Source organism: Streptomyces sp. NPDC004435, assembly GCF_042873895.1.
In the GTDB taxonomy this organism is placed as follows: Bacteria; Actinomycetota; Actinomycetes; order Streptomycetales; family Streptomycetaceae; genus Streptomyces.
This window is the reverse complement of record NZ_JBIAMB010000023.1, coordinates 66,854-80,112: the sequence shown is the minus strand read 5'-3', so window position 1 is coordinate 80,112 and position 13,259 is coordinate 66,854. Positions and strand designations below refer to the sequence as shown.

General features: G+C 74.8%; 10 protein-coding genes. All 10 read left to right on the top strand.

Annotation, left to right across the window (positions count from 1 at the left end; genetic code table 11):
• The first annotated feature begins 2 nt into the window (after window positions 1-2).
• The 10 genes from ACFYT9_RS32660 to ACFYT9_RS32615 all read left to right on the top strand — a co-directional run bounded on the left by ACFYT9_RS32660 (window position 3) and on the right by ACFYT9_RS32615 (window position 13,230).
• Entirely contained in the window at window positions 3-644 is a 642-nt protein-coding gene (locus tag ACFYT9_RS32660; protein ID WP_387278608.1) for an FMN-binding negative transcriptional regulator, read from the top strand.
• Window positions 641-3,754, top strand: a complete 3,114-nt coding sequence (locus ACFYT9_RS32655) for an AMP-binding protein (RefSeq protein WP_389169396.1) — start codon at window positions 641-643, stop codon at window positions 3,752-3,754. The genes ACFYT9_RS32660 and ACFYT9_RS32655 overlap by 4 nt, the downstream gene beginning before the upstream one ends.
• Window positions 3,744-4,916 carry an alanine racemase gene (locus ACFYT9_RS32650; RefSeq protein WP_389169394.1) on the top strand — a complete coding sequence of 391 codons (1,173 nt, stop codon included), beginning with the start codon at window positions 3,744-3,746 and terminating at the stop codon, window positions 4,914-4,916. Before ACFYT9_RS32655 ends, ACFYT9_RS32650 begins: the two co-directional genes overlap by 11 nt.
• 1 nt (window position 4,917) lies before the next feature.
• Entirely contained in the window at window positions 4,918-8,751 is a 3,834-nt protein-coding gene (locus ACFYT9_RS32645; protein WP_389169392.1) for an amino acid adenylation domain-containing protein, read from the top strand.
• Window positions 8,738-9,022 (top strand): acyl carrier protein, encoded by a 285-nt coding sequence (locus ACFYT9_RS32640; protein ID WP_389169390.1) that lies wholly within the window; start codon window positions 8,738-8,740, stop codon window positions 9,020-9,022. Before ACFYT9_RS32645 ends, ACFYT9_RS32640 begins: the two co-directional genes overlap by 14 nt.
• Window positions 9,006-9,830, top strand: coding sequence for a TauD/TfdA dioxygenase family protein (locus tag ACFYT9_RS32635; protein ID WP_389169388.1), 825 nt, complete (start codon window positions 9,006-9,008; stop codon window positions 9,828-9,830). Before ACFYT9_RS32640 ends, ACFYT9_RS32635 begins: the two co-directional genes overlap by 17 nt.
• Window positions 9,831-9,844: 14 nt before the next feature.
• Window positions 9,845-10,612, top strand: a complete 768-nt coding sequence (locus ACFYT9_RS32630; RefSeq protein WP_389169386.1) for a 4'-phosphopantetheinyl transferase — start codon at window positions 9,845-9,847, stop codon at window positions 10,610-10,612.
• A 70-nt stretch (window positions 10,613-10,682) separates the two neighbouring features.
• Window positions 10,683-11,195 carry a peroxiredoxin-like family protein gene (locus ACFYT9_RS32625; protein ID WP_389169384.1) on the top strand — a complete coding sequence of 171 codons (513 nt, stop codon included), beginning with the start codon at window positions 10,683-10,685 and terminating at the stop codon, window positions 11,193-11,195.
• Window positions 11,192-11,545: a rhodanese-like domain-containing protein gene (locus ACFYT9_RS32620; RefSeq protein WP_389169382.1), complete on the top strand. Its 354-nt coding sequence runs from the start codon at window positions 11,192-11,194 to the stop codon at window positions 11,543-11,545. The genes ACFYT9_RS32625 and ACFYT9_RS32620 overlap by 4 nt, the downstream gene beginning before the upstream one ends.
• Window positions 11,546-11,817: 272 nt before the next feature.
• Window positions 11,818-13,230: an asparagine synthase-related protein gene (locus tag ACFYT9_RS32615; protein WP_389169380.1), complete on the top strand. Its 1,413-nt coding sequence runs from the start codon at window positions 11,818-11,820 to the stop codon at window positions 13,228-13,230.
• Window positions 13,231-13,259 lie beyond the last annotated feature (29 nt).

Genomic DNA, 13,259 nt, shown 5'->3' with positions numbered 1-13,259 from the left:
CCGTGTACACCAAAGAGCAGTTCAGCCTCCCCCCGGCGGCCATGCGCGACTTCGTCCGTGCCCGCTCGTTCGGAGTGCTGGCCACCCACCACGCCGGCGAGATCTTCACCTCGCCGCTCCCGATCGACCTGCGCGAGACCGAGGACGGCGAGCTCTTCGTCGCGGGCCACGTGGCCCGGGCCAACGGCATGTCGGACGTCTTCGGGACCGGGGCCCCCGCCACGATCACCGTGCTCGGCCCGGACACCTACGTCCCGGCCGAGTGGTTCGGCACCCGCAGCCGCATCCCCACCTGGCTCTACTGCGCGGTCGAGATCTCCGGCCGGCTCGAACTCAGCGACGACACCCGCAAGCGCGCCGACGTCGAGGTGCTGATCGACCGGCTCCAGAAGCGCACGGTCGAGGGCTCGACCTGGACCCTGGACGAGATCCCGGCGCACCTCTCCGAGGAGTACCTGAAGCACATCGTCGGCTACCGCCTGCTCGACCTCCGCCTCACCTCGTGCTTCCGGCTGAACCAGGGCAAGGGCGGCGGGGAGAGCCTGGCCGACGCGCTGCGGGCCGCCGACGACAGCGCCCGCCACGAACTGGCGCGGCTGACCCTCACCCCGCCCACCCACGGTCCGGATCGTCCGGTCTCATGAGCGGCGGGGACCGGCTCGGCCGGCTGCTCGCCCTCCCCGCGAGCGACCGGATCGCCGTCGACTGGTGCGGGGAGCGGCTGACGTACGCCGAGCTCGCCGCCGCCGTCGACGTCCTGGCGCGCGCCCTCGGGGAGCGCGGCGCGGCGGGCACCCATGTGCTGGTGCTCGGCCCGCTGAGCCCGGCCTACGTCGTCGGGCTCCTGGCGGCGCTGCGCAGCGGCGCCGTCCCGGTCCCGGTCGACGCCGGCATGGAGGCCGGCCAGTACGCGTGGGTCGAGCGGATCGCGGCGCCCTCCGCCGTCCTGAGCAGCGACGTCTCCCCCGCGTCCCACTACCGGGGCGCCGGCGCCCCGGACGAGTGGGTGCTGGAGGCGTCCACCGGCCGTGTCCTCCTCGACCTCCCCGCCCGGGGCCGCACCGGGCCCGTCCGGCGCCACGCGGACCGCGACGCCGGCTACCTGGTCCCCACCTCCGGTTCCACCGGCGCCCCGAAGGCGGTCGTGGGCAGCCGCGCCGGGCTCGGCGCCTTCCTGTCGTGGTTCGTGACGGAGTTCGGCCTCCGGAGCACGGACGTCTGCGCCGCCGTGACCCGGGTGAACTTCGACCCCTCGCTGCGCGAACTGCTGGCCGTCCTCGCCGTCGGCGGCCGGCTCGCGCTGCCCGAGGCGGACGCCCAGCTGGACCTGGGTGCGCTCGCGGACCATCTGGTGAACAGCCGCGCCACCGTCTGCTTCCTCGTCCCCTCGCTCGCGCGGCGGATCGCCGGCGTCCTGGCGGCGAGGTCCGCGGGCCTCGACCGGCTGCGCCTGGGGTTCTTCGCCGGCGAGGTGCTGCCGGGGCGGGTGGCCCGGGAGTGGAGCGCGCTCGCCCCCGGGGCCGAGTTCGTGAACCTGTACGGGCTGACCGAGGGCACCCTCGCGCAGCTGTTCCTGCGGGGCGTCCGGGCCGCGGGGGACACGACCCAGGAAGGCGTGCCGGTCGGATCCGCCCGACCGGGCGTCTCCGTCACCATCGACCGGCCCGACACCGACGGACGCGGCGAGGTGCTCATCACCTCGGCGGCTCCGGCGCTGGGCACCCTCGCCGAGGGCCCCGGCGGGGAGCCGGGGACCTTCCGGGTCGCCCCGATGGAACCGGTGCTGCGCACCGGCGACAGCGGATACCTCACCGCTCGCGGCCGGTTGGTGGTGACCGGCCGGCTCGGGAACGACCTGAAGGTCTCGGGCAGAAGGGTCTCGTACCACCGCTTCGCCGACGAGGTCGAGGAACTGCCCGGCGTACGGCAGTGCGTGGTGGTCGACCGGCAGGGCCCGATCGCCTTCCTCGCCGTCGACGACCCCACGGCCCCCGGGACCGAGGCGCTGCGCGCCACGGTGGAGGAGACGGCCCGGAGGCTGCGACTCCCCCGGCCCGCCGTCCATCTGCGCGGCGCCTTCCCGCTGTTGCGGAGCGGGAAGGTCGACCGGATGGCGCTGGCCGCGTCGGTGTCCGCCGCTCCGGACACGGGCGCTCCGGGCACCACCGCCCCGGGCACCGGCAGTCCGGCCTCGGGCGGAGACGAGGACGTCGCCCGGACGCTGCGCGAACTCCTGCGCCTCGACGCCGACTCCGCCTCCTCCCCCGCCTCCCCTGTCTCCTTCGTCGACGCGGGGCTGACCTCGCTCGACATGATGGAGTTCGTCCTGGAGGTCAACCGGCGGTTCGGCGTGGACCTCTCGGTCCGCGACTGCTTCGCCCACCGGGACGTCGACTCCCTGAGCCGGGCGATCGAGCGTGCCCGCGGTCCGGTCGTACCCGCCGTAGCGGCGGAACCGGAACCCCGCCCCGACGCCCCCGACGGATCCGGCATCCTTCCGCTGTCGACCCGTCAGCGGGCCTACATGGCGCTCTGCATGGCGGACGGCAACGCCGACTGGTGCAACATCTCCCGGGAGATCCGGGTCGCGGCGACCGTGTCCCGCGCGGACGTGGAGAAGGCGGTCGAGGCCGTCGTCGCCCGCCACGACGTCCTCAGGCTCTCGCTCACGGCGGACGGGCGCCACCAGCTCCACCGCGAGGCGGCCGAGGTGCGCTGCCCCGTCACGGTCCACGAGCCCACCGGTGCCGGCGGCGACCCCGCCGGGGGCGGGCATCGCGCACGGGTCCAGGAGGCCCGCGTCCGGGCGGTGTCGGAGCTGATCGACCCCACCGCGCCCCCGCCGCTCAGGGTGGTCGTCGTCCCGGGGGACGACACGGCCTCCGTCCTCGTCGTCGCCCACCACCTCTTCGTCGACGGACTGAGTCTGGACCTGATCACCGCCGAGATCCGCTCCCTGCTCTCGTCGGAACCCCTCGGCCCCGCCCCGGCGCCCCACGGCTTCCGGGACTACTGCCGGGCGACCGAGCGCGTCGCGGACGCGCGGGGCCCCGAGGCCGCCTACTGGAGGGAGCTCCTCGCGGGCACCGGCCAGATCGAGCTGCCGGAGGCCGCCGGCGAGGAGGCGCGCGCCGGCGAGCTGGTCTCGCGCCCCTTCGGCGTCACCGGTACGCGGGCCGCCCACCGGATCGCGGAGGCCCACGGCGTCTCGGTCTTCGCGGTGGTGCTGGCCGCCTTCGAGCAGGCCGTGTCCACGACCTTCGGACTCGGCCCGCTGACCCTCGTCGTCCCCGTCCAGGTACGGGAGGGCGTGCGGAGCGGCACCGCCGGGATGTTCACGAGCCAGCTCGTCGTCCGCGGCCGGGGCACGGGGGACCTCGCGGAGCGCGCGGGCGGGTTCGCCCGGCAGCTGGAGGCGGGCGCCGGCCACAGCGCCTGGGAGTTCGACCAGCGGGCCGAGGAGCTGGGTCTCGCCGACGCGGAGTGCTTCCCCCTGTCGACCGTGCTCTTCAACCAGCACCCCGGGCCCCGGGGGCTGCGTGCCCGCGACCTCGGGGCCTGGCGGCCCCGGTCGCTGGGCAGGTCCCTGCGCTACCAGCTCCAGGGCGAACTCCAGATGTCGGCGGGCGAGATGGCGCTGACCTACTACTACCGGCGGGGGATCGCCGTGGCCCGGCCCGATGTGATCGACCGGGTCCACGCGGACGTCCTCGCGGCACTGCGCGAAGCAGGGGGAGACACGCATGAGCGATGAGACGGCCGTACCCACCGACGCCGAGGCCCGGCTCCTCGTCCACCGGGCGGGCCGGACGCCGGTGTACGCGTACAGCAGGTCGGCGCTGCGCGACGCGGTCGCGCGGGTCCGCGCGGCCTCACCCGCGGACGCCGGCCTCTACTACTCGCTGAAGGCCAATCCGTATCCCGGGGTCGTCAACGCGCTGGCTCCGCTGGTCGACGGCTTCGACGTCTGCTCGCCCGCCGAGATGGAGACCGCGCTGAACGCGGGCACACCGCCGGAGAAGGTGCTGTTCACCGGTCCGGCGAAGTCCCGTACGGAGGCGGCGGCGGCCCTGGCCACCGGGGTCGCGGTGACGGTCGAATCGCCCCGCCAGGCCGTCCTGTTCGCCGAGGTGGCCCGCGGACTCGGGGTGACCGGGCTCGGCGTGATCCGGCTCAACATGGCCTATCCGGCCCGGACTCCGGGCGCCGCCCCCTCGCCGAACCAGTTCGGCGTGGCCGAGGAGGACCTGGCCGAGGTGATCGGCGTCCTGCGCGCCTCCCCGCTGTCGGTCCACGGACTCCAGCTGTTCTGGGGCTCCCAGTACAGCGATCCCGAGGTCGTCCTGGCCACGCGGAAGGAGGTGACGGAGCGGGCGAGGGAGTGTGCGGAACGGTTCGGGCTGTCCCTCGGGCTCGTCTCGATCGGCGGCGGCATCGCGATGCCGTGGCGCGACCGCGACCCCTCCGTCGACTGGGCCCGGCTGTCCGAGGCCGCGGACGCCCTCCCGGCGGAGGGCGGCCGGCTGCCGCTCGTCTGCGAGTACGGCCGGTCCGTCGCGGGACCGGCGGGCAGCCTGCTGACCACCGTCCTCGACACCAAGACGATCGGCGACCGCAAGTACGTCGTCGTCGACGCCGGGATGAACGACGTCCTCCTCGCCAGCCGTCTGCTGTCCGGGGGCGACCGGGGGGAGCTCAGGGTCCGGGTGGTGGGCGGGGCGGGCCGCCCGACGGTCCCCCGCGTCCACGTGACGGGTCCGCTCTGCTCCCAGCTCGACGTGCTGGCCGAGGACATCGAGCTGCCCGAGGTGGAGCCCGGCGACCTTCTGCTGTTCGCCGGCGTGGGCGCGTACGGACCGAGCTTCAGCCCCGGTGGCTTCCTGAGCCGCGACAAGGTGAGAGAGATCGTTTTCTGACATGACCGACACCACTCCGCGGGAACCCGGCGGCCGCGCGCGGGAGCCCCTGAGCCCGATCCAGCGGGCCTATCTGGTCGGCGGCCAGGACGGCCTCGAACTCAACGGTCCGGCCCGCTACCACCTGAGCTGCGACCTGAGCCCCGACAAGGCGGCCGGGATCGGGGCCCGGCTGCGCCGGCTGGTCCGGGACAACAGCGTCCTGCGCCTGCGCAAGGCCGCCGACCTCTCCCTCACGACGCTGGGCGAGGACGTCGCGCGCGGCGTGGACGCCGGCCTCCGCTGGGTCGACGACGCCGACTTCGACGCGGCCGACGACGAGGTGCGCCGTGCCTGTACCTCCGACTCCTTCGCGTTCGGCGACTGGCCGCAGTTCGAGGTGACGGTGGTGCGCTCGGCCGACCGTGCCCGGCTGCATCTGGTCTACGCCCTGTGGCTGATGGACGCGGCGTCGCTGGGTGTCTTCCTCGCCGAACTGGTGGCGGACCGGGACGGCGGGGAGGCGGACCCCGCGCGCCGGGTCCCGGCCGGTGTGCCCGCCGCGCCCCGCCGTGACCGTTCCGCACGCGACGAGCGGTTCTGGCGCGCGCGGGCGGCGGCGCTTCCCGACGCCGCCGAGTTGCCGCTGCGGCCCGAGTGGCGGTCCGCCGGCCCGGCGGTCTCCCATCGCATGGTGACCCTCGCCCCGGCCACGGCGGCCCGGATCGACGCGCTCGCGAGCAGCCACGCGCTCACCCCCTCGATGGTCTACCTCGCGGCCTACGGCGCCGTCCTCGGCCGCCTCGGCGGCGGCGCGGCCCACACCGTCACCGTCCTGCACAGCCGGCACACCGTCCCCGTGGCCCCCACCGCCCTCGGCAACCGGGGCAGCACCATGCCGCTGGAGATACCGGGGACGACCGGACAGAGCTTCGCCGACCTCGCCCGGACGGTCCAGAGCCGGTACCTCGCCCAGGCCATGCACGGCTCGCTGAGCGGCGCCGAGATCGCCCGGCTCGCCGACCCCGCCGCCGACCTGCGGCGGCTCGCCCACCCCTTCGCGTTCACGGCACTCGACGTGGACAGCGTGCGCGAGGCCGCCCTGGGGCTGCGCCGCCGCTGGGACGACGTCCAGCTCCGCGTACCGCAGGTCCTGATGGACCACCAGGTCGTCAAGGAGTCCGACGGCACCGTGCGGCTGGGCTTCGACTGGCGGACGGACGCCTTCGACGCCGGCTTCGCCGAGGACTTCGTGGCCCGGTGCGAGGAGTTCGTCCGCGAACTCGCCGCGTCGGCCGAGCACTGGACCCGCCGACCGGCCCGCTCCCCCGCACCCCCGTCACCGCGCACCCCCGCCGGGTCCTCCTCCGCCGACACCCTCCACCAGCGTGTGCTGCGGTGCGCGGCCGACCGTCCCGAGGCCCCCGCCGTCCACGACGAGGAGGGCACCCTCAGCTACGCGGAGCTGGTCGGCCAGGCCCGCGCCGTGGCGGAGTCGCTCCTGGACGCCGGGGCGCGCACCGGCGACCGGGTCGCCGTCCACCTGCCCCGGGGACGCGGCCAGGTCGTCGCGATGCTCGGCGGCCTGCTCGCCGGCTGTACGTACGTCCCGCTGGACCACGGCACCCCGGACGGGCGCCTCGACAGCATCGCCCGCCGGGGAGCCGTGCGCTTCGCGGTCACCGCGGGCCTGCCCGCGGCGGACGCGCGCTGGTCGGAGCGCGGGGTGCGCCCGCTGACGCTGCCCGCCCACGGGCCGGGACCCGAGGCCCCGCGCCCCGCCGTCGCGGCGGACCCCACCGCCTACGTCATCTTCACCTCGGGCTCGACCGGTGAGCCGAAGGGCGTGGTGATCTCCCACACGGCGGTCCTCAACACGATCGACGCGGTGAACGCGGAGTTCGGTGTCACCGAGGCGGACCGGGTGCTCTCCGTCTCCTCGATCGGCTTCGACCTCTCCGTGTACGACGTCTTCGGCCCGCTGGTGTGCGGCGGGTCCGTGGTGATGCTCTCGGAGGAGAGCGCCAAGAGCCCCGCCCGGTGGGCGGAGCTGATCGGCCGCCACGGAGTGACCCTGTGGAACTCCGCCCCGGCGCTGGCGTCCCTGCTGGCGGAGGAGCGGACCGCCGTCCCGTCGGTACGGGCCTTCCTGCTCAGCGGCGACTGGATCCCCCTGACGCTGCCGGCGGTCCTGCGCGGCCTGGCGCCGGAGGCCGGGGTCGTCTCCCTCGGCGGTGCGACCGAGGGGTCGATCTGGTCCGTCTTCCACCGCGTCGGGGAAGCGGACGGCGCCGGGCGGTCGATCCCGTACGGCAGGGCTCTGCCCGGTCAGGAGATCCTCGTCCTCGACGCCGAGCGCGACGCCTGCCCGGACTGGCAGATCGGTGAGATCCACATCGCCGGCCTCGGCGTGGCCGACGGCTACGCGAACGATCCGGTGAAGACCGCCGCCGCGTTCCACGACGACCCCGTGTACGGGCGGCTCTACCGCACCGGTGACCGCGGCCGCCGGCACCCGGGCGGGGTCGTGGAGTTCCTGGGACGCACCGACAGCCAGGTGAAGCTCAACGGGCACCGCGTGGAACTCGGCGAGATCGAGCACCTGATCGAGAAGGTGCCCGGTGTCGGCAGGTGCGCCGTGGCCGTCCGGGACAGCGGCCGGCGCAAGCAGCTCGTCGCCTGCGTCACCCTCACCGAGGGGGCGTCGGCCGGCTGGAAGCGGGACGTGCTCGCGGCGCTCGGGAACGCCGTACCGTCCTACATGATCCCCGAGGCGCTGCTGCGGCTGGACGAACTGCCGCTGAACGGCAACGGGAAGCTGGACCGGCGCCGGCTCGAAGGGCTCCCCTGGGAGAACACCGCGGCGGCCGACGCTCCGGCGGCGGAGCGGGACGTGCTGTGCCAGGAGGTCTCGGCCTGCTGGGAGGAGGTGCTGGGCGAGGCTCCGCGCGGAGCGTCGTTCTTCGCCGCCGGCGGGAGCTCGTACGACGCGATCCGTCTCCTCTCGGTCCTGCGGAGCCGGTACGGCCACGACGTGCCGTTCGGGGAGTTCATGACCGCCCCGACCGTCACGGGCCTCGCCGCCCTCTGCCGCCGGCCCCGCGCCTCGGGGGGCTCCGGGATCTGGGCGTACCAGCCCCGGTCCAGCGCCGCGCCGCGTCTGCGGCTGGTCCTCTTCCCGCCGGTGGGAGGCGGGGTGTCCTGCTACGCGGGCCTGGTCCGGGAGCTCTCCGACGACATCGACGTGCACCTGGTGGGCCTCGACGCGCCGATGGACGAGGAGGCCGCCGGCGGCGAGGCGCTGTCCCGGCTCGCCCGGCGCTGTCTCGCGCAGCTCGACGGCCGGGTGCCGTCCGACGCGGTGCCCCTGGTGTTCGCGGGATGGTCGTTCGGCGGCGCGCTGGCCCATGAGGCGGCGCGGGTCTCCGAGACGCCCGTGGCGCGCGTGGTCGTCGTCGACACGCCCGTCTCCCCCGGGTCACGCGGCGCCGGAACGGCCGCCGGGCCTGAGGAGGCGCTCCTCGACGGGTTCCTCAGGGACATCCGGGAGACCGGCGGCGTACGGCTCGACGCCGGGCAGGTGTCCACGGACCCGGTGCTCGCCACCAGGTTCGCGGTCTACCGGCGGAACATGACCCTGCTGCGCCGCTGGACCCCGACGCCCGTCTCCGTCCCCCTGGTGGAGTTCCGCGCCCAGGACGGGCCCGCCGAGGTCGACCCCGGCGCCTGGGGCCGGTTCGCCCGGCGCGAGGAGAGCCGGGTGCTGGCCGGCGGCCACTTCGCCGTGTTCGACGGCGCCAACACCCGGCAGGTACGGAACGCGATCGAAGGAGTGAAGAGCGATGACCGGTTCTGACGTCCGCACGGCCGTCCTCGCGGAGCTGGACGCCCACGGCTACCCCCCGCTCGCCGGGCCCGGCACGGATCTGGTCGGCCACGGCGTCAATTCCGCCGCCCTGATCCAGATCCTGTCCGCGCTGGAGGACCGGTTCGACGTCGACCTGGACCTGGAGGCGCTGTTCGCCGCCCCGGTCACGGTGTCCCGCCTGGAGGCGGAGATCACGCGCGCCGCCGGAACGGCCGGCACCACATCCACGGAAGGAACCCACGATGCCCTCGACCGATGACTACCAGCGGCTGACCCCTTCGGGGATGGGCGCGCTCGTCCCCTGGACCTCCGGCGGCGCCGTCGGCGACCTGGCGGCCCGCGCCAGGAAGGCCGCGCTGACGAGCGGCTGCGTCCTGGTCCGGGGCGTCGAGCTGGACGAGGACGCCTTCAGGCTCTTCGTGCGCTCCCTCGGCGACACGGTCGACCACAAGTTCGGCGAGGGGCAGGCCGACCTCCTCAAGCTGGACGCCTCCCGCGAGAAGGGGAAGGTGGTGACGGGCCGCGGCCCGCTGCCGCTGCACACGGACGGCCTCCTCGTCGGCGAGCAGGTCGACCTGATCGTGCTGTACGCGGCGGAGTTCTCGGACGCCCCGGGTTCCGGCGAGACCTACGTCAGCGATCAGCTGACGGCCTGGCGGGAGATGCCCGAGCACCTCCGCCGCGTCCTCGACGAGCACGAGTTCGAGTACCTGGTGAGGGAGCGGGGCTACTTCCCGACCGTCCCCGTCGACTGGTACACGATCCCGACGACCCGTGACTACGGCCGGGTGAGGTCCCTGAACCTCACGACCGCCTTCCCCCGCGACGTGGAGCAGCGGTCCTGGGAGATCCGGGTGAAGGGCATGGCACCGGCCGACTCCGACCGCTTCTTCGCGGAGCTCGACGCCTTCCTGCGCTCCGAGCGCTACGCCTACACCCACCGCTGGCAGGTCGGTGACCTGCTGGTCATCGACAACCAGCGCACGCTGCACGGGCGCACCGCCATCGGGGAGGGCGGCACCCGGGTGCTCTTCCGCGGCCAGCTGACGCTGTCCGACGCGGCCTAGCGACCGGCCGTCCCGTGGATCAGACCGCGAACGCGCCCGGACCGGGCGGCGGGGCGCCCGGGGGCGTGGCGCTGATCGGGGAACTGCTGCCCGCGCCGCACCGGGTCGCCGAGTCCTTCGGCGACCCGGCCCGCCCTGTGCCGCTCTTCGAGGAGGAGGAGCGGTGCGTGGCCGGGGCCGTACCCGGGAGGCGCCGCGAGTTCGCCACCACTCGCGCCTGTGCGCGGGCCGCCCTGGCGGGGCTCGGCGAGGTTCCCGGGCCGATACCGCGCGGACCCCGGGGAGCCCCGGTGTGGCCGCCGTCGACGGTCGGCAGCATGACGCACTGCGCCGGCTACCGGGCCGCCGTGGTGGCCCGCTCCGAGGCGGTGCGAGCCGTCGGCCTGGACGCGGAGCCGAACCTCCCGATCGGCGGCGGCGGAGCCCTCAGGATGATCACGAACCGTCAGGAGCGCTGCCATCTCGCCGAGTTGTCCGCCCTCCACCTCGGCGTCTGCTGGGACCGGCTGTTGTTCAGCGCGAAGGAGAGCGTCTACAAGGCGTGGCATCCCCTCACCGGCGGCTGGCTCGGGTTCGAGGACGTCACGGTGACCTTCGACGTGCCCTCCCGGTCCTTCACGGCGGACCCGGCACGGCCGGGTCCGCCGGCGGGTCCGCCGCTCCCGAACGGTTTCCGGGGGCTGTGGACCGTGCGGCGGGGCCTGCTGCTCACGGCCGTCTCCCTGCCCGCCGCCTCCCCCGTCCCCGCCCCGTCCCGTCCGCCCGGCCGGACCGCGCCCTGAACCGGCCTCCCGCGCCGGCACACCGCCGAAGACGCCGTCCCTTCCCACCCGTCCCGTACAGGAGTCCGCGATGCTCAAGCCCAGACAGCCCGTGCCCGCCCTCGACGTCCCGCTGGTCGGCGGCGGACGCTGGGTCCTCGCCGACCAGCGCCCCGAGAGCTTCACCCTCGTGGTCTTCTACCGGGGCGTGCACTGCCCGCTGTGCCGCACCCACGTGACGCACCTCGACTCCCTCGTGCCCGCACTGGCCGAGGTCGGGGTGACCTCGGTGGTGGCGGTGAGCGGCGACGGGATCGACCGCGCCCGGCGGGCCGTCGAGGAGTGGGACCTCACCCGGGTGCCCGTCGGGTACGGGCTGAGCCTGGAGTCGATGCGGGAGTGGGGCCTGTACGTCTCGAAGGCCATCAACGAAGGCAACCCGGACGAGTTCGGCGAGCCCGGCCTCTTCCTCGTCCGCCCCGACGGCACCCTGTACGCGGCGGTGCGCACGTCCATGCCGTTCCTCCGCCCCCACCTGGACGAGGTGGTCGAGACCGTCCGGTGGATCAACGAGAACGAGTACCCGGCCCGGGGCGAGGTATGAGCGACGGCCCGCCGGAGCCCGGGGACTCCGCCGCCCTCACCCCCGCGGCGCTCAGGGAACTGCTCGACCGCCGGGCCCCACTCGATCTCATCGACGTCCGGGAACCCCACGAGTGGGAGCTCGTCCGCATTCCCGGGGCCCGGCTGGTGCCCCAGGCTTCCTGGCTCGACGGCTCGGCGCTGCCGACCCTGCGGGCGGACCGCCTGCCCGTCTTCTACTGCCGGACGGGCGTGCGTACGCGAGCGGTCCTGGCCGCCGTCCACGAGGCGGGCTTCACCGACGCCGTGCACCTCCAGGGCGGCGTCGTCGCCTGGACGGCTGAGACCACCCCCGGCCCGCCGGGGCACTGAGCCGCGAGCCGACGCCCGGGGGGCGGACCGGCTCACCCGCGGACCCCGCACCCCAGGCCCCGTGACCGGCTCGTCCCGGGGCCGCAGACCGGCTCACCACAAGGCCCACGAGAGGCCCCCGTCGACTCCCACGGCCGCGCCCTCGGCCCGGGCCTCCGCTCCCCCGAGCTCCCCCGCACCCGCGCCCCTCGCGCCGCCCACACGACCGGGGCGGGCCGCCGGCCCCCTCGCCGCCGCCCCGCCCCCCGCCGCCTCACCGGAAAGGCCCGAACATGACTCCCGTCAGCAAGTGGTGCGTCGTCACCAACGCCTCCCTGCCCGACCTGGGACACCTCGCCACCCAGACCGCCGACCTCGGCGACCTGAAGGTCCACTACCGCGGTCCGGAGGGGGTACGCCTGCCCGAGAACCCCCCGTTCACCGTCGACGTCGCCACGCTGGCCCCGCCCTCCCCCGGCGGTGCCGCCTCGACCCTGCGCATCGAGCCGGACGGCGTCACCGCCCGGGTCTCGGCGCTCAACGAGAACCCCGTCTACTACGCGGTCAACCGTTCGCGGGGTCTCTTCGCCTACTTCACGGACCTGCTCCTCGCCCCGCTGGTGCTCCCCGCCCTCGGCCTGGCCGTCCGCTTCCAGGGCAGCGCCCCGGGCCACGAGTCCGGCACGCTGGTGGCCGACGTGAGCCGGCTGCGGCACGCCACCGTGCGGCGGACCCGTCGTACCGGCGGGCGCTGGCTCACGGAGGCGGGCGACGAGCACGACGTCCTGGGCGACTTCCGCACTCCGCACCGGGACGACCCGCTGGCCGCCGGCGAGGCTCAACTGGAGGCGCTCGCCTCGGAGATCGCACGCGTCGACGCGACCGCTCCGGAGGGCACCGGCTACGCCACGCTCCTGTCCGGGGGCATCGACTCCGGGACCGTGACGTACCTGGCGGCCCGCGCCGGCCTCCCCGTCACCCCGTACAGCGTGGCGAGCCCGTGGGGCGACGAGCTCGACGACGCGGCCGAGCTCTGCGCGGAACTCGGCATCGGTCTGGAGCCCGTCCATCTGACCGAGGACCAGATCATCGCCTCCATACCGGAGACGGTCCGCTGGCTGGGGCTCGCCGACTCCGAGGTCGTCGAGGTCGCGCTGACCGCCACGACGGTGCAGCGGCTCGGCGCCGTCCCCGCGGACGAGGTCCTGCTGACCGGCTACGGCAGCGACCTCGTCAACGCCGGCCTCTACCGGCCCTTCGACCACCGCGACGACCTGATCGAGCAGGTCCTCTCGGCCGTCGACCGCACCCGGCGCAGCAACGAGCTGTCCAACCGGATGCCGCTGGCGTACGGCACGACCACCCATCACCCCTTCTGGTCCTGGCCGGTGATGCGGGTCGCGCTGGAGACCACCCCCGAGTGCAAGGTCCGCGAAGGCCGGGAGAAGTACCACCTGCGCACCGCGATGGGCCGCCGTGTCTCCGAGCCGATCGCGTGGCGCAAGAAGATCGCCGTCCACCACGGCGGCGGCCTCCAGGACGGTGTGGCGCGGCGTCTGGAGAAGGAGACCGGCGTCCAGGACCGGCAGGCCGTCTACCTGGCCTGCTTCGCCGGGCTCCTGGACCGGGCGGCCCGGGGCGAGCTCGACCCCGCCGACCCCTGGGAGCTCCTCGAGCACGCGCTGCGCGGTGTCCGGTCCCGCTGACCGCCGCCGTACGGAGAGAGGGCCGTACG

What these genes read in the sequence shown, in the direction of transcription:
- ACFYT9_RS32645 (WP_389169392.1), top strand. Translation starts at nt 4,918, where the DNA reads ATGACCGACACCACTCCGCGGGAACCCGGCGGCCGCGCGCGGGAGCCC.
- ACFYT9_RS32640 (WP_389169390.1), top strand. Translation starts at nt 8,738, where the DNA reads ATGACCGGTTCTGACGTCCGCACGGCCGTCCTCGCGGAGCTGGACGCC.
- ACFYT9_RS32655 (WP_389169396.1), top strand. Translation starts at nt 641, where the DNA reads ATGAGCGGCGGGGACCGGCTCGGCCGGCTGCTCGCCCTCCCCGCGAGC.
- ACFYT9_RS32635 (WP_389169388.1), top strand. Translation starts at nt 9,006, where the DNA reads ATGCCCTCGACCGATGACTACCAGCGGCTGACCCCTTCGGGGATGGGC.
- ACFYT9_RS32650 (WP_389169394.1), top strand. Translation starts at nt 3,744, where the DNA reads ATGAGCGATGAGACGGCCGTACCCACCGACGCCGAGGCCCGGCTCCTC.
- ACFYT9_RS32615 (WP_389169380.1), top strand. Translation starts at nt 11,818, where the DNA reads ATGACTCCCGTCAGCAAGTGGTGCGTCGTCACCAACGCCTCCCTGCCC.
- ACFYT9_RS32625 (WP_389169384.1), top strand. Translation starts at nt 10,683, where the DNA reads ATGCTCAAGCCCAGACAGCCCGTGCCCGCCCTCGACGTCCCGCTGGTC.
- ACFYT9_RS32620 (WP_389169382.1), top strand. Translation starts at nt 11,192, where the DNA reads ATGAGCGACGGCCCGCCGGAGCCCGGGGACTCCGCCGCCCTCACCCCC.